17 protein-coding genes and 1 tRNA gene are annotated in these 15903 nt (G+C 63.7%); 4 read left to right on the top strand and 14 right to left on the bottom strand.

Annotated elements, in window-relative coordinates:
• Positions 1-18: 18 nt before the first annotated feature.
• The 4 genes from L1965_RS10075 to L1965_RS10060 all read right to left on the bottom strand — a co-directional run bounded on the left by L1965_RS10075 (position 19) and on the right by L1965_RS10060 (position 4909).
• The gene (locus L1965_RS10075; protein WP_235756299.1) at positions 19-2136 is read right to left on the bottom strand and encodes an ATP-binding protein; all 2118 of its coding nucleotides are present in this window, start codon (positions 2134-2136) and stop codon (positions 19-21) included.
• Positions 2137-2252: 116 nt separating this feature from the next.
• Positions 2253-3401 (bottom strand): RsmB/NOP family class I SAM-dependent RNA methyltransferase, encoded by a 1149-nt coding sequence (locus L1965_RS10070; RefSeq protein WP_235756298.1) that lies wholly within the window; start codon positions 3399-3401, stop codon positions 2253-2255.
• A 145-nt stretch (positions 3402-3546) separates the two neighbouring features.
• Entirely contained in the window at positions 3547-4191 is a 645-nt protein-coding gene (locus L1965_RS10065; RefSeq protein ID WP_235756297.1) for a GntR family transcriptional regulator, read from the bottom strand.
• Between the two features lie 31 nt (positions 4192-4222).
• Positions 4223-4909 (bottom strand): M48 family metallopeptidase, encoded by a 687-nt coding sequence (locus L1965_RS10060; RefSeq protein WP_235756296.1) that lies wholly within the window; start codon positions 4907-4909, stop codon positions 4223-4225.
• A 106-nt stretch (positions 4910-5015) separates the two neighbouring features.
• On the opposite strand from L1965_RS10060, the gene L1965_RS10055 reads away from it, so the two are divergent.
• The 4 genes from L1965_RS10055 (at position 5016) to L1965_RS10040 (ending at position 6505) form a co-directional block, all read left to right on the top strand.
• On the top strand, positions 5016-5330 hold the full coding sequence (locus L1965_RS10055; RefSeq protein ID WP_235756295.1) for an FYDLN acid domain-containing protein: 315 nt from the start codon (positions 5016-5018) through the stop codon (positions 5328-5330).
• A 199-nt stretch (positions 5331-5529) separates the two neighbouring features.
• A tRNA-Ala gene (locus L1965_RS10050) sits at positions 5530-5605 on the top strand.
• Positions 5606-5808: 203 nt separating this feature from the next.
• On the top strand, positions 5809-6363 hold the full coding sequence (locus L1965_RS10045) for a hypothetical protein (RefSeq protein ID WP_235756294.1): 555 nt from the start codon (positions 5809-5811) through the stop codon (positions 6361-6363).
• Positions 6364-6367: 4 nt separating this feature from the next.
• Positions 6368-6505 (top strand): hypothetical protein, encoded by a 138-nt coding sequence (locus L1965_RS10040; RefSeq protein ID WP_235756293.1) that lies wholly within the window; start codon positions 6368-6370, stop codon positions 6503-6505.
• Between the two features lie 518 nt (positions 6506-7023).
• Here the strand turns inward: L1965_RS10040 and L1965_RS10035 are convergent.
• The 10 genes from L1965_RS10035 to L1965_RS09990 form a co-directional block, all read right to left on the bottom strand.
• The gene (locus tag L1965_RS10035) at positions 7024-8091 is read right to left on the bottom strand and encodes a phage portal family protein (RefSeq protein WP_235756292.1); all 1068 of its coding nucleotides are present in this window, start codon (positions 8089-8091) and stop codon (positions 7024-7026) included.
• Positions 8091-8645, bottom strand: coding sequence for an HK97 family phage prohead protease (locus L1965_RS10030; protein ID WP_235756291.1), 555 nt, complete (start codon positions 8643-8645; stop codon positions 8091-8093). Before L1965_RS10030 ends, L1965_RS10035 begins: the two co-directional genes overlap by 1 nt.
• Position 8646: 1 nt before the next feature.
• Positions 8647-9879, bottom strand: coding sequence for a phage major capsid protein (locus L1965_RS10025; protein WP_235756290.1), 1233 nt, complete (start codon positions 9877-9879; stop codon positions 8647-8649).
• Positions 9880-9887: 8 nt separating this feature from the next.
• Positions 9888-10160 carry an HNH endonuclease gene (locus tag L1965_RS10020; RefSeq protein WP_235756289.1) on the bottom strand — a complete coding sequence of 91 codons (273 nt, stop codon included), beginning with the start codon at positions 10158-10160 and terminating at the stop codon, positions 9888-9890.
• Between the two features lie 53 nt (positions 10161-10213).
• Positions 10214-11671 (bottom strand): terminase TerL endonuclease subunit, encoded by a 1458-nt coding sequence (locus tag L1965_RS10015; protein WP_439332079.1) that lies wholly within the window; start codon positions 11669-11671, stop codon positions 10214-10216.
• A gap of 245 nt (positions 11672-11916) precedes the next feature.
• Entirely contained in the window at positions 11917-12471 is a 555-nt protein-coding gene (locus L1965_RS10010) for a head-tail connector protein (RefSeq protein WP_235756287.1), read from the bottom strand.
• A 330-nt stretch (positions 12472-12801) separates the two neighbouring features.
• Complete coding sequence (locus L1965_RS10005) at positions 12802-13302, bottom strand: helix-turn-helix domain-containing protein (RefSeq protein WP_235756286.1); 501 nt, start codon at positions 13300-13302, stop codon at positions 12802-12804.
• Complete coding sequence (locus L1965_RS10000; protein ID WP_235756285.1) at positions 13302-13493, bottom strand: helix-turn-helix transcriptional regulator; 192 nt, start codon at positions 13491-13493, stop codon at positions 13302-13304. Before L1965_RS10000 ends, L1965_RS10005 begins: the two co-directional genes overlap by 1 nt.
• Positions 13494-13618: 125 nt before the next feature.
• Positions 13619-14236, bottom strand: coding sequence for a hypothetical protein (locus L1965_RS09995; RefSeq protein WP_235756284.1), 618 nt, complete (start codon positions 14234-14236; stop codon positions 13619-13621).
• On the bottom strand, positions 14233-15513 hold the full coding sequence (locus tag L1965_RS09990) for a tyrosine-type recombinase/integrase (RefSeq protein ID WP_235756283.1): 1281 nt from the start codon (positions 15511-15513) through the stop codon (positions 14233-14235). Before L1965_RS09990 ends, L1965_RS09995 begins: the two co-directional genes overlap by 4 nt.
• Positions 15514-15903: the final 390 nt, after the last annotated feature.

Raw genomic sequence — 15903 nt, 5'->3', positions numbered from 1 at the left:
CCGTTTCCTTACCGGGTTTCAGTGCAGCGTCGGCCCGCCTCCTCCGCCCGACAGGTGACGCTCGACGCTCTGGGTCAGTTCGGCCAGGGTAAACGGCTTGGCAAGGAAAAGCGAGTTCGGCACCGGCGCGTGCCCCTCTCCGAAGATGTCCTCGGTATAGCCCGACATGAAGATCACACGGGTTCCGGGGCGGTCCTTAAGCGCGGTCCGCACCCAGCTGGGCCCGTCCATTCCCGGCATGACGACATCGGTCACGAACACGTCGATCTTCAGCCGGCTGTCGGAAAGCAGGTCCAGTGCCTGCTCTGCACTGTCGGCCTCGTGGACCTCATAGCCCTTGAGCCTTAGCGCACGCGCCGCGAATGCCCGGACCGGCGCCTCGTCCTCGACCAGCAGAACAGTGGCACGCCGGTCGCTCGGCGTGATGGTTTCGGCGACGATGGGTACCGGGGACACGACCGGCGCCGCATGGGCATGGGCCGGGAAATACAGCGAGAAGCAGGTTCCCTGCCCCGGAACGCTGTCGCAGAATATATAGCCCCCCGTCTGCTTGACGATCCCGTAGGCGGTCGAGAGTCCAAGTCCGGTACCCTCGCCGGTGCGCTTGGTGGTGAAGAACGGCTCGAATATCTTGGACTGATTCTCGGGTGAGATGCCGCAGCCCTCGTCGCTGACCCGGACCCGAACATAGTCGCCCGCCGGCAGCGCCACGCGGTCGCGGGCGAGCGGCTCCTGCAGGTGAATGTTTTCGGTCTCTATCCCGATTTCGCCGCCCTCTGGCATGGCGTCGCGTGCGTTCACGACCAGGTTCATGATCACTTGCTCCAGTTGGCGCTTGTCGGCCCTGATCGGCCGCAGCGCGGGATCGTGGTTGATCGTCAGTCCGACCCGCTCACCCACCAGCCGGTTCAGCAGATGGGTCAGGTCGGCCAGCGTGTCGCGCAGATCCAGCGTTTCCAGTTTCAGGGTCTGCTTGCGCGAAAAGGCGAGCAACTGGCCGACCAGTGCCGCGGCACGATTGGCGTTCTGGCTGATCTGGTCGAGATCGGCGTAATCGGGATGGCCCTTGTCGTGCCGCAGCATCAGCAGGTCGCAATGCCCGCTGATCGCTGTCAGGAGGTTGTTGAAATCATGTGCGACACCGCCGGCCAACTGACCGATCGCCTGCATCTTCTGGCTTTGCACGAACTTCGCCTCGAGCGTCTTGAGCGCGCTGGCGTCGTGAAGCACCGCGATCAGCCCGGTTTGCTGCGCGGGGTCGGCGGCCAGCGAGACCTGAAAATGCTTGTCGCGTGTCGCATCGGCGGCAAGACCCTCGCCAGCCCGAAGTCGCAGCATTTCGCCCCGTCCGTCCGAGCGGCGGGCGCACACATCCGCGATCCAGTCCCCTAGCGGACGCCCTGGCCCCTCCAGCAGGCTTCCCAAATGGACGGACGCTGCCTCGGGCGGAAGGCGTCCCGGCACCAGGCGTCTGGCAGCAGCGTTGGCCCGACGCACATGGCCGTCGGGCGCCAGTCGCAGCAGCGCCACCGGCATCACTTCGAAATCGTCGGGTTCCTCGTCATCGTCCAGCGCCATTGCGATGGCCATGTCGGCACTGTCAGCCTGCGCGCCGGGACGGTGATAGGACCAGACCTGAAGCGGAGCATCCGAGGCGCAGCTGAGCGCAAGCGCGTCACCGTCGGGCAACTCCAGCTCGGCACAGCCGGTCCGCATGGCATGGTCGGCCAGATCGGCAAGGTCGCGCTCGGCGTCGGCACGCAGCCGGACCAGAAGCGACAGGATGTTCTGGCCGGTGATGTTGTTGAAGTCAGTGATGGCCGCAGCATTCTGGAACAGCACCAACCCGTCCGCGTCGCAAATCCAGATCGGTTCCGGTGCGGCCATGACCTCAGAGCGTATCGCCGACAAGGCGCGTCTGCCGGCGATCTGGCGCATCCCGTGCGACAGCGAGATCGCGCCGCCCAGCAGATACCAGGCGACCGCGACGGTCGAAAAGACGACGGCGACGCGCCCTGCCCCGCTGCCAGGCAACAGCGTCAGCAGCAACGCACCCAGCACCATCGGAAGCAACAGCAGCGGCAATGCCGCTAGCGCGCTGCGCGGAATGCCAAGCTGATCATCCCAGTGGGTCATGCGAATCGCCTTTCTGCGACCTTCTCTGTCCCGCAATAGCGCCTCTTCGCTTAAGATTGCGTTAATCCTGCCATCAGGTTCGCGCCCTCCGATGATGCGCGGCCGCAAACGGCCTTTCAGGCCCGTCGGCACAGCAGCGCCATGAAGAAGCCGTCGCTGGCATTCAGCGGTGTCCACAACGACCGCGAGACCAGGCTGAACGCATCATGCCGCCCCAGGAAGGCATCGATCTGTCGCGCATTCTCGTCACCGAGGATCGAACAGGTCATGTAGGCCAGATGCCCCCCCGGCGCGACCAGCCCGGCAACCTCATCGAGGATCGCGGCCTGCGTCGTCAGCAAGGACGCCAGCCCGGCGGGGGTCAGCCGCCATTTCGCATCCGGGTTCCGGCGCCATGTGCCAGAGCCCGAACAGGGCACGTCCGCGACGACAAGATCAAAGCGCCCGAACGGCCTTTCGCAGCACTCGACGATCGCGCCCGCCCGTCTCGCGCGTGCGGGAAGGTCCCGCATCCGCGCCGTGTCGGCATCATGCGCCAGGATTCGCAGATGCGGCTGCAGCCCAGCCAGCGCAAGGGCCTTGCCGCCGCCGCCCGCACAATAGTCCAGCACATGATCGCCCGGGCGAAGCGGCAAGGCGGCGCAGGCGAGCTGCGGGGACAGGTCCTGCAACTCGACCAGACCGTCGCGATAGGCCGAGGATTGCGCGACGCGACGCTCTCCACCGGTCACCCTCAGTGCGGTGCGCAACCCCGCATGGGGTTCGACCTCGATCGCATCCCGGGCCAGGGCTTCGGCCGCCTGCAGCGCATCACCGCGTATCGGGTTCGCGCGCAGCCAGACCGGCGCGCGATCGCGCATGGCCTTCGCCACCGCGACGGCGTCACCCGCCAGCGATTCACGCCAGATCGGCCAGATCCAGTCGGGCAGATCCACGACATCGTCGTCCTCGCCTTGCCCTGCCTCGGCGGCCGTCAGCGGTTCGGGTGCATAGCCCAGCCCCGTGAAGAGGTCATTCGGGTCCTGCCCCGCGGCCCGCAGACAGCCGATCATCAACCCTCGGCCATGCGCTGCGCCGCCAAGCGCCGCAAGGCTGTTGCGGCGGCGCAGCGCGTCGAACACGAGGTCGCGCACCGCCGCCCGATCCCCCGATCCGGCAAAGCGGCTGGCCCGCGACCAGCGCAGCAGGGCCTGTTCGGCCGGCTGCCCGTCAAGGACATGGTCAAGGATGGCGATGGCTGCCGAAATGCGGGCCGAAGGAGTCATTGCGGGCGCTGTCTTGAGGGACTTGTGCCAAAGCACCGCTCGCGCGGCGAGGCACGCATGGATCGCGAACCGAACATGGCCATCCTTTTCACGATGTTGCAGCTTTCCGTCAACATGCCCGACATCCCCCGACCCCGGCCTCCGCTCAGGTGGAGGTCAGGTGCCGCAACCCATGCGTGACATCCGCCCGGACAGCAAGCCTGAGCGCAGGTTCATCCCCGGCGCGCAAGGCGGCGAGGATCATCCGATGGTGGCGCGGCGGTTCGTTGCGCCTGACCCGCCCGTACAGCGCCCGCATCGTGGGGCCAAGCTGCAGCCAGATCGTCTCCAGCATCGCCAGCATCGCAGGGGCCTGAGCCCGCAGATAGAGCATCCGGTGAAAATCGAGGTTGCACCGGATGTAGCCGACCGCGTCATGGCGATCGACGGCGTCGGCAATTCGACCATTCATCTGCGCCAGCCGGTCGATCAGCGCGAAATGCGCCCTTGGCAGCGCCCGCGCAGCCAGTTCGGGTTCGATCAGGGCGCGCAGCGCAGCCAGCTCCTCGATCCGCTCGTCGGACAGTTCGGGCGTCGAGACCCGGCCCGATGCCGAAAGAGTCAGCGCTCCCTCCGCAACCAGTCTTCGCACCGCCTCGCGCGCCGGCGTCATCGATGTGTGGAATTCACGCGCCAGCCCGCGCAGTGTCAGCGGCGTCCCGGGCGCAACTTCGCCCAGCATGATGCTGCTGCGCAGGTGGCGGTACAGGCGCTCATGCGCGGCGGGATCTGCGGGTCGGGCGGCGGACATGCGCCATCTGTGATCACAAAATCGCCTGCGGTCAATCGCGGAATTTCCAGACCATCAGATCGCCACCGTGCCGCCTCAGCCAGACACGCTGCGATGCGTGGCCGGGGCACAGCCGCTCGACCACCGACCAGAACCGGCCGGAATGGTCCATATGCGCCAGATGCGCGACCTCGTGCGCGGCGACATAGTCCAGAACCTCTGGCGGCGCCATGGCCAGGCGCCATGAAAACATCAGCCGTCCATCGGCGGTGCAACTGCCCCAGCGAGAACGGGTATCGCGCAGGTCGATGACCCGGAAGGGCCGTTCCAGTGCGGTGGCATGCCGGTCACAGGCCACCCGCAGCCGCTGATGCGCCACATGTTTCAGAAAGGCCGCCAGAACCGGTCCGGCCGGTCGCCGCTCGGGGATCAGCAGCGCGTCCTGTTGCAGGGTCGCGGCCCTGACGGACGCCGCAACGATCTGCCGCGGCCGCCCCTCGACAGGAAGCGCGGCGCCGGCTTCGGCGCGCATCGGCGCGGGCCGGCGGGCCGCCGCCTGCACGAGCCAGTTCCGCTTCGCCTCGGCGAAGGCGAGCCCTTCGCCAAGAGGGACATGCTTGGGCAGGGTCAGCACCATCTCGGCCCCATCCCGGGGAACCCGCAATGTCAGCCGACGGGCACGCGATGACCGCCGAACCGCGATCCGCAAACCTCCGGCGATGGTAATGTGCTCGACCATCTGCCATCTCCCACCAAAGCAACTCGTCAGAAAAGCCTTTGACACCCCCGCGAGGCTGTGGCAGGGGAACCGCCAATTTCCCTAATTGCGGCGGAAGGAGAATACCATGCCCAAAGAGGAATGGGGCACGAAACGCCTGTGCCCGCATTGTGCCACGCGCTTTTACGATCTGCGCAACAATCCGATGACCTGCCCGGCCTGCAACAACCAGTTTTCGCTGGAAAGCATGTCGGACGGACGGGGCAAAGCCCTGGTCAGTGAAAAGGCCGCGCCCAAAAGCAAGAGCACCGTGACCGAGGACGACGACGAACTCGAGGACGAGGGCGGCGATCTCGACGACGATTTGCTGGAAGACGATGACGACGACGGCGACGTGTCGCTGGACGAGATCGCCGACGTGGCCGACGACGACGACGATTGAACCGTCCGCGTGACCGACCTGCCGCTGAAACGCAGCCATCTCGGCTGCGTTTTTTCGTTTCAACCGCAGCGGCCCTGGCAGGCCGGCGGGTTTCCCGCAAAAGCCTCGCAGCCAGCCAATTTTCCACTTGCGCCGCGTCGCACCCGCCCCTATACGACGCCCCACGCAGCGACCCGAAAGGGCGGTGCAGACCTCCGGTGGGGCCATAGCTCAGTTGGTAGAGCGCTTGAATGGCATTCAAGAGGTCAGGGGTTCGACTCCCCTTGGCTCCACCAATAAAATCAATGACTTACGTGAAAAATGGCTCCGCTGTAAGGTCTTGTTTTCTTTTCGGGGAACAGTTGGGGAACGGCCGATTCCGCTTCGTCTTGTTGCTGTGTCGTGACCTTGTGTTGCCCGAAACTCCCTGTTAACGAAACCTTAACACTGGGTGATGTACTGCCTGTGTGCAGTTCACCTGGCGAGAGGGAGTGACTACTTGACAGAGTTCGAAAGTGAACTTCGCGAATTGTCTGCTGCCGATGGGAGTTGGGACGCCGTTGAGCAATCATGGAGTCGTGAGTGCCGTGAGCATGGGGAAGATTTGGATGAATATGCCATCGGCTCATTGCCGGTGGTGAAAGACTTGGCAGACACTCCCCATCAGCGCACACGAGCTCTTGGCCTTTTCGACACCGGCGGTCGATGCCATGCGATATGCCAAGCAAACGTCGCGGTCATTCCGGGATACAAGGAACCTGTCTTGCGTGTTCGGCATTTACTGTTGTCTCCTGCCTATGACTTCGGCGACTTGGATGGCGGAGCCTACGCCATGGCCCTCACATCTGTGTTTGCCGGTGTTGTTAAGGCAGCATTTACCACACTGCCGGCTAAACACGTTCACTTCCACCTGCGCAGCCCAGCTGACGTATCATTTTTTGGAGCAGTCGCGAAAACTTTAGCCAGTCTGCCCACCTTCGAGACTGTTCAAATGAGGGGAGCATGGCTATATCTGACATTGAAGGAAATGCCGCAAATCGGCCGGGGGAGTTAGTTAGATGATCGACCAAGATGAGGTGTTCGTCGCATTTCACAGTGCATTCACCAATGCTATCAATGAATTGGGTGTTGATGCCTTGAAGCGAACTAGCCTGTTTGGCTCCAATGATCGTGCGATTAAGCGAGTCGCAGCCTGACTTTACTCAGGCTAACATCTGTTCATTAGGCCCGCCCTCACCGGCGGGCTTTTTCATGCGCCTCAGCCTGATCTTGTCTTGCCACGGCAGAATCTTGCCGAGGACGATTGCGGCAACACGGGCGGTCCGGCCTTGCCTGTTTGGCTGCCCCCGTGGTGAACAGTAGCAGCCTTGGCCACGCCCCCGGAAGTTTCAGATGGGGGTTTTGGCCGGATGATTGGGACCGCGAAATGTTGTCGGTTGCGTCAATATTACCACTCTTTCACGCGCGCGCGGGTGAACAGATCGGGGCCGGTGCGCGGTTCCCCCGTGCCCCCGGCCCTTGCCCTGTCGCGGGCGATCCGGCCTAGCCGGTCGGGCTGCCCCCGGTGGTGAACCGTGACAGCCTGCGCCGCGCCCCCCGGAAGTTTCAGATGGGGGCCGCGCCGTGACGGGGTTCTGGCCGTATGCTGCCGGGCACTCACCGTCTGATCCCAGATGCTTCGCGGCATGTTAGGGCCGCAGGGCGCATCCCGGCCCTATTCCGCCCAATCGATGAATTGCAGCGCGTCTTGCAGGTGCGCGCCGTCGATCCCCGCCGCCTTCGCTTCGGCCAGCGCCTTGACCATCGTTGCCAATGCCCGAGCCTTCCCGCCCGCGTCGAACGCCTGCGCAGGTCTGACGCAATCAATCGCCACGCGCGCGGCCAGCTTTTCGCTAGCTTCCTCGGCCATGATGTTGGCGATGGGTTGCAGCACGATCTGCGCCAGGTGCCGCTGTGCCTCGCGGACCATCGGGCCGGTCGTCGCCTCGTTCATCAGCCCCGGAAGGATGCCATAGACGCCGAAGATCGCGCCCTTGGCGTCGGTCAGCAGCTTGTCGGCTAGCGTCTTGTCGAGGTGCGGTGAAAGCTGATCCGGTGACTTGCCGGTGTTCGGGTTCATGCCTGCCGCCGTTGCCTGAGCCGTGCCCTCGATCACCAGCGACGCGCCGCGACGGCCACGAAAGCCCGCCCGCAGTTCCGCCATGTCATCGGCAGAGCCTTCGGGAACGGGCACGATCAGGCTGCCCATCGGCGCATCGCGGAATACATCGCGCAAGGCAGTCTCAAGTTCGTGCAGCAGGCCAGCCGACAGAGGCGCGCGGCGCAACGGTGCCGTGCCAGCCCAAGGGGTTGCCGTGTCGCAGCCAATCCGGAAATGCAGCACCTCGCCCGCAAGGACGGTTTCAGCGCGCCCGCCGCCCGCCTCGGGCAGCCCCAGGCGATAGGCGCGCGGAATTCCGTTGCGGGTCGATATGTCCCAATCGGTCGCCGGAATCAGCCGGTCGCGGATCAGGAACACAGCCTCGCCCCGCAGCGCCAGAGCGCGGCCAGCAAGCGCCATGTCGTGCCGGGTCAGCAGGTCGGTTCCGATCACATCGGAGAGGCTGAGACAGCCTTCCCACAGCGCCACAGCAGTTTGCACGGTCGCAGTCAGTTCGCCCATGCTGGACGCGCCGCTGATCCAGCTTTCGCGCGCCGCCATGATCGCCGCCGTATAGCCGGGGGCCACAGCGCGGGTTTCGACAGGCGCAGCCTTCCGGGCGAAAAATGACAGCAGGCCCATCAGATCCTCCAACGGTTCAGGTAGTGAACAGCGCCCCGGCGGGGTTGCCGGTCCTGGTGCGTTTCCCACGCCCGCGCCTCGATCTGCGCCGAGGGATAGGCGGGCCGGGTCACGGTCGAGAGTTCGAACAGCGATGCGCGGGTGATCGTCCGCAGCACGTCCGCGCCGCGCCGTTCGATGCGTTCGCCATCCGCCGCCACGCGGAAGCCGGGGGAAAGGCCCCGGACCAGGCCAGAGCCATGAGCCGCAAGGAAGTCACGCGCCCAGGTCGTGCCGTCTGCAATTGTCGCCTCGATCATCAGCGCGTCGTCGCCATCGGTCAGCGTCAGGTTGCCCGCCGATCTGGACGCCAGCGGGCGGTTGTAATCGTGACCGGCCAGAAGATGGATCTCGCCGCCCGCCTCGATCCGTTCCGCAAATGCCCGAGAGGCGATAACCTCGCGCCGCCCCGGTGCCAGTTCGGTTTCTGCACCATAGGGAAACCGCGCGCGAAGGCGGGTTGAACCGCCCTCGCTGCGAAGTTCCAGCGCCCCGAGATTGCCGCCCCACAGCATCTTAAGCCCCGATGCCGGTCAGGATGCGGATCTGCGATCCGCGTGCCACGGTCACGTCAGCCGTCAGCAGGCCCGTGAGCCGCAGCCCGCCGTTCTGTGCGTCGGTGTAGGGATCGCGGATCAGGTCAAGCCCGCCCCACAGCCCCAGGAACGCCGGGGGCAACCCGCCCGCCGAGGTGGTCAGGATCGCCGTGCCCGCGTCCAGATGGTTTGCCGTGGCGATCTTGCCCGCCGGAACGTGACGGGTCAGGCGGTCCCATTCGGAAACAGCCGTTCCGGTGATCAAAGCGCCGTCCAGATCGGCCCAGATTTCCGGGTCAAACGCGACGTTGACGCCCGATGCGCCGGTGATCTGGTTCGCCTGCATGAACGCGACAATCTCGGCCCGGAACGCGGCCCAGGATGCTGCCGCTGCGATAGCGGTCGAGGCGATGCCGTAGGTTGCCGCGCCGGGCACGAGGCCGAGAGGCTGGCCCGCCGTGCCCGTGCCCATCAGCACGGCCCGGTCGAGTTCGGCCCCGATTGCGCTGTTCATGTCGCGCCGGATCGCCTGTTCCAGCCCGTCGCCGGTCTGCTTCAGCGCCTTGCGGCTGATGCGCATATGAACGCCCAACGTGTGATCGGGGGCCAGCATCCGCTCGGCGGTCTGGAACGGGTTCGGGCCGGTCACGTTGCCGCCTTCCGTCGCCGCCCATCCGGCAATCGCGCCAGAGGTCGCCACGGGCCATTCAACGCTCCCCTGCGCGATGTTGATCGTCTGGACGCCGATGCGGGCCGCAACTGATGCCGGAAAAAGCCGGTCAATGATCGGGCGGGTTTGCGTCGGGTTGGGCACGTCAGCAGAGACGGTATTGCGCAGTTCCAGCGCGGCCAGCGGAACGGGCACGCCGCGATAGCCGCCCGCGTTGCGCATCTCGGCCACAACTTCGGCGGTCTGGCCGGTCAGCGCCCGGCCCTCGTCCAGCGCCAGGACGATCTGGCGCAACTCGAAGCCCGCAACCAGATCAGCGAATTGACGGTCGGTGCGCGTTTCAAGATCAGCACCGGCCTCGCGGCGTTCGCTGTCCTCGGCAGTCAGGGCCGCGCGATAGCGGATTTCATTCTGCCGATATTCCGCATCGAGGGTTTCTATCGAACGGGTTTCGTCGGTCGTCAGGGTTTCCTTGCCCACGAGTTCGGACAGGGCTTGGCGGATTTCAGATTGCCGCCGCGTGATTTTGACAGAATCCAGCATTTGATACCTCATGTTGCCGGGTTGGGGTTCGTCGCCAGATCGGCAACAGCTTGCCCCCAGGCTTGCCGCTCAGGGGTGATGATCGGCGCGGGATGCCCGCACTCGATCCTGGTTTTTTTCGTGTGGCAGGACGGGCAGCGGGTCGCACAATTGGCCAGGTCAAAGGCCAGATCCGGCCGGGTCCGCACGGGTTGCACATGGTCGATTTCCAGCCGCCCACGGGTCTGCCCGCAAGCGACGCAGGCCCATCCGTCGCGCTCCAAGACGATCTGGCGCAGCACCTGCCAGCGTTTCGTTTTCAGCACGGGCCGGGAATAGCGGCGATGTTCGCGCCTCACGCCCATGCCGCCCTCGCTTTCCGCGTGGGTGCTGCCTTCATCCGCGCGCCCTGCGCCACGGCCAGCACGGATGCCGCCGCCGCGTCGATCCGCCCGAGGCTGCGCGCCTTCGCCAGCTTCACATTGTTGGCCGGGTCCAGCAGAACGATGGCATCGGAAAAGGCAGACCGCAGCAACAGCGACGGGGCCACTTTCACCTCGCCGTCGAACAGCGCGCGGCGAAAGCGTTCAATGTCCTCTGATCCGTCCTTCCAGCCGAAGCCGCGCCAGATGAACGGAACGCGGGCCAGACCGGCTTTTTCCATCGCCTCGACAAACTCGGCATGACGAAAACGGTCGCCGCAGATGCAGGCGATTTCCACGCCGTCCAGCTGCCGCACGATCTCGGCCAGCCAGGGGCCGGGCGGCACGGTCGCCTCGCCCATCACGGTCATTTCGCCGCGTTCGGCCATTTCGACATAGCGCCCGGACACGCCATCAGCGGCGCCACGGTCGGCCAGTGAGGGATTGCCGGGAAACGTGCCCAGAGCCTCAAGACGGCCCGTGTCGGGCCAATACATCGCCGCCGCAGACATGGACCGGCTGCCGCCCAGATCCACGCCCAGGACGCAAGGCCCCTCGCGGGGCGGCAACTGGTCGGGGTCAACCTCGGCGGCAAGCCATTCGTCAACCGTGACCAGCACAGAACGATCCTCGGTCGAAACCCGCTCGTTGCGGTTCAGGTTGCGAAAGCTGGACAGGGCCGATCCGCCCCGCGCAATCGCCCGTCGCGCCTGCGCAATGAGCCATTCCGGGCTTGAGCCGATGCCCTCGGTTGCGCCGGGGTTGGCTGCCAGAAGACTTTCCAGATCATCGGCGGGCAGCCCGAACGCTGGCCGGTGTTCCTGCACATAAGTGCCGGGCGGGGGTTCATCCAGCCAGCGGGAAAACGTGTTCGCGTCGTCGGGCGCGCTGGTGCTGATGATCAGCGCCCGGCCTTCGCGCTTGCCAAGGCCCGACAGGATGGCGTTTTCGAGGTTGTCGCCCTTTTCGCGTTCCCACGCCGCCCGCTCGTCCATCAGCGCCAGCGTCGGTGCACCGCCGAGGATGGATTTGCCGTCCGCTGCAATGACACGGGCCAGCCCGCCGCCATTCGACGCATATTCGACTTCCAGCTTGGAGCCGCGCCGAACGGTGAACAGTTCCTGGTCGGCCTCGGGCAGCCCTTCAATGAAACCGATCAGAAACTGAAATGCCGTGCGCGCCTGGTCGCGGTTCCGGGCCGCAAAGATGATTTCGCGTTTCGGCTGATCGTCCCAGATGCCCATCAGCGCGCCCAGGGCCAGCCCCGCCGATAGCGCCGTTTTCGCATTGCCCCGGCCAATCGACAGGCAGGCCACCATCACGCCCCCGGCCAAAGCGCCGCGCACGAAACGCCGCTGAAACTCGGCCAGCTTGACCGGCTGCCCGGCCATTTTTCCCTCGGGAATTTTCAGGGCTTCGAGAAACGCAATCGCCAGATCGGCAGGTTCGGCCCCCGATTTTTCCGAAAGCGCGAACGCAACACTCCGACGCCGGTCCCTGTCTGCATCAGAAAGCCGGGCATTGGGACCAACCGCGCCCCTGATCCGCACGCGCCGGTCTGCCGCCTTCGCCTCGGGCGATCCCGCTGGCAACCCGTCCTTGCGTGGCCTGCCGCGTGGCTTGCCCGCCGCCGCTGTCATATTGCGAGCCGCCGATGACGCGCCGCGATGCGGGCCGCTGCAATGGACAGCCCTTGTGCTGCATCGGTCAGGCCGCGTGCGTCATACATCATCGCCGCATGGTCAGTGACAGCCAGTGCCAGATCAGCCGGGATGCTAGCGCGGTCGGTGCCATATCCAGCAGGATAGCGGACGCGGATTGCAGCGCCGTTGCCATTGCCAGTGAGGTTCAGCACAGGATAGCGCCCGCCCTCGATCCACCAGCCAGCCGGGTGCGGGGTTGCGTTGCCTGCCTCGTCGATCAGTTCGACGGTGATCGGATGATCGGCCAGCCCCTCGGGCCAGAACGGGCCAACTGGCATCGGGATGCGGCTGCACCACGCCCGCAGCGTGACGGTGACAACCTGGGCCAGCAGCGCCAGTTCGCAATGCGCCTCGATTTCTGCCGCCGCTGTATTGCCAATGACGGATAGTTGCAGATCGTCGTCGTCAAAGCTGATGCGGGCACGTTCCTTGACCGCCCCGAGATCATAGGGCGTGGCGGAGCTAATCGGGGTTCGGGTCGTGATCATCGCGTCGGTTCGCTCAAATTCTGCAACGCCAGAATATCCGAAGACAATATATTATGTAACTATATCAATAACTAACACTGCCTCACAGCGTCGCGTCGGAAACGGTCAGCGAGGCAATTTGGGCAAACTTTGCTACAGTTCAACGGACGATCCGTTCTTGATGGGACAGCGTTGCCGTAGCACCTGCGGTCGCCTCTGACCTCGTCCAATCCGGCTGGGTATATGGTATATTAAGGATGTCACTGATTTGGTGACGGTAGGCATGTCCAGCGGGGTCATCTCGTCACTGATTTGGTGACGCCCTGTCACTGATTTGGTGACGCCTATTTGTTACCCGTCACTATTTCGGTGACGTGCCGTCGCCAATTCGATGACAGGGTTTTGCTTTCGGTTGGTGCCGCGCGGGTTATGAATCGCCGCCTTTTGCACCGGATAATCGCCGCCCTCTTTCCAGTCGGCAAACAGTTTCCTTGGCCGTGTGCCTTCGCCCGGCATGGCAATCTCGGTTAGCTCGAACTCTGGGGCAGTTGCCTGCCCCTTGACGCCCAGTTGCGCGTGACGCTTCACCACCAGAAACCCCTTGGCTTGCAGATCATGGAACGCCCGCGCCGCCGTGTTGATGCCGCAGCCCATAAGCCCCGCCGCTTGTCGGACACTCAGAACGATCCTGCCGTTGTTATTCGCCTTCGGCCCGCGCCACTCCAGCTTTAGCCAAGGATAGAGCGCCTGCGCACTCGGTGACAGAGCGCGCCAGGCAGGGGTGGACATAGTGTTGCGGATCATGGCTGCGAAGTGCTCGGCCCGCGCTCCGTTGCGCTTGTCGCGGCCCATCAGATCGCCTCAGCAGCCCGCGCTTGAAGCCACTCGGCCATCTCGGCCTCGCGCCAGTAACGCCGCTTGCCGATGTAAATCGGCTTCGGAAAATCCATCTCTGGATCATGCAGCCAGCGCCACAGGGTCATGTCAGAAATGCCAGCGCATAGATCGCGCACCGCGTTTGCGGATATTAGTTTGTTTTCCATAGCATCACGCCTTTTGTTAGAACGTGATGCTTAATACTCACACGAACGCCGCCGTGTGAATTTCCCAAATTTCAGCCCCTTACGCCGCTTATTCGGGGAATCGCTAAATTACCGCCCTAGCGCCGCTAATTCGAGCTATCAGACCTCAGGGCATTTTCGACGTATCGGGCGCGGCCGGTTTCGACCGTCTCTGGCGGAAAGATCATGGCGGGCCGCATGCGCTCCAGTTCAGAGAGGAACAAGACAAACTGCGATGTCTTGTGGACTGCGACATTGCCGCCCGCATCGCTGATTATCCCTCGAATTTTCTTTATTGCAGAATGATAGCTACCTGACGGATTATATTCCCTGAAATAACGCTCACGCGCCTTCGAGAGACGCAACAACCATCCGAATAAACGAATGCTTCCTTCATGCTCACCTGTTGTCTGGGCCATGTCGCCATCTATTGAAAGCGACAGATCTCCAAAGTCTCGATAGCCACGAATGGCAGCAAGCATTTCCTTGGCTGCCTTTTCGATGCGCTCGATCTCTTTTTCAGATCCACGCAGAACCGCCGGGGTCAAATCGACCGTCACAAGCCGCTCCCTTAAGAGGTCGGAAATTCTGGTCACGACTTCTTCCTCGTGCGGCAATTTGTGTGATTGCAGCGCCTTGACGATAGCTGACGTCTCTATCTCACGCAGCCATCCACCGGCGTGCCTAAGTGCAAGGGTCTTGCGCCCTCGGGTCTGGACCATCATCGCCCCCCGATCCGAACGACATTATCCGGCTTGCCCTCAACAAGCTGCGTCACATAGCTGGCCCATGCGTTCAGCGCGGCCCGCTTTTCGTCGGCATAGGAATAGCGGTTATACACGCCTGCCACGCCACGCCGGGTCCCGCTGCGATGATTCAGCACCGCCTCGACCACATGAGGCGGAAAGCGTAGCCCTGCCATTCCGGTCGCCGCCGTTCTGCGCAAATCGTGGATCGTGAAAGGCGGGACCGTCTCGGGTTCCGCCGCTTCGGCCATCACCCGGTCCAGCCGTTCCTTCGCTCGGGTAAAGCCGGAAACTGGCGTCAGCCCGGTTGTCGTGAACGCATATCGCCCGATGCGTGGCAGGTTGTCGAAGATCGCGCGCGCCTCGGGCGACAGCGGGATGGTGTGTTCATCGCCGTTCTTGCTTCGCGCGGCCGGCAAGGTCCATACATCGCCGTTGACCTCGCGCCACTCAATTTCCGCCACCTCACGCAGCCGCGCGCCAGTCAGGAGCAACAGGCGATACAGCGGTGCGAAGGGATAACCGAGGTGCTCGGAGGTGATCCAGAACAGGCGAATTTCGGCATCGTTCAGCACTCGGTCCCGCGGCTTTTCAGGTGCCGGGGGCTTGATGCCGTCCAGCGGGTTCACGCCGATAATGTCGCGGCCCTTAGCCCAATTGAAAAAAGTGTTCAGATGCGCCCGCAGCCGGTTCGCGGTCACGGGGCTGCCCCGGTCAACGATGGCGTCCAGCACGTCGATCAGGTCGCGTTTCGTGATCGAATGAATTTCCCGATCGCCCCATTTACCCAGAACCTCGCGCCGGAACATCGCGGCCACATCGTCGGCGCGACGGTTGCGGCTGGCGTGGCGCTTCAAAAACAGGTCGATGACGGTTGCCACCTTGTCGCGGTCGTCCTTGGGCTTGGGTGCCTTCGCCGCCTTCACTTCTTCGGCAGGGTCGCGCCCCTCTGCCGCCAGCGCCAGCGCATCACGCGCCCGCTGCCGTGCATCGGCAAGCGAAAGGATAGGATACCCGCCCAAGGTCATACGACGATGCACGCCGCTGTGCCGATAGCGCACTTGCCAGCCCTTCTTTCCGGTCGGCTGCACCGTGAGGTAAAGCCCGGTGCAGAGGCTATCGGGTATCTCTTGCCGCCTGTCGGTCGGCTTGATGCTGTCTACGGTCGCGGCTTTCAGCTTCATGTCATTTTGCCCTTTGGGGGAACAGTCTGGGGAACAGAGTTGCTTATAGGCCGTGTTCCCCCGCGTTACCAACTCCCCCTAACATGAGTCATATTTTACATTTTTTCAAGTATGATAAGCAAGTTCAGGTGTTTTGATATGTTAGGCCATTTTGGGGATAGATCTTTGAATGGCATTCAAGAGGTCAGGGGTTCGACTCCCCTTGGCTCCACCAATAAAATCAGCAACTTAGTATGAAGTTAGCCCCGCCGTTTAAGCGGGGCCAAGCCATCGGGTAACGCTCGGGGTAACATTCCGAGAAAATGGGCGAAGCGATCAGTCCTACGGCAGATTGACGCTATCCAGTGCCACGTTGAGTTCACAGGCAAGGTGCAGCGCCACCGCGATCAGCGACGTTACCGCGTTGCCGCCGATACCCTCATTGTCCAGAAGTTCGATGGCTTCGAGGACGCCGACCAGTTG

This window comes from Paracoccus salsus (assembly GCF_021556615.1).
GTDB classification, from domain to species: Bacteria; Pseudomonadota; Alphaproteobacteria; order Rhodobacterales; family Rhodobacteraceae; genus Paracoccus; species Paracoccus salsus.
Note: the sequence above shows the minus strand (reverse complement) of the source record. Positions and strands in the feature narration are given on the sequence as shown.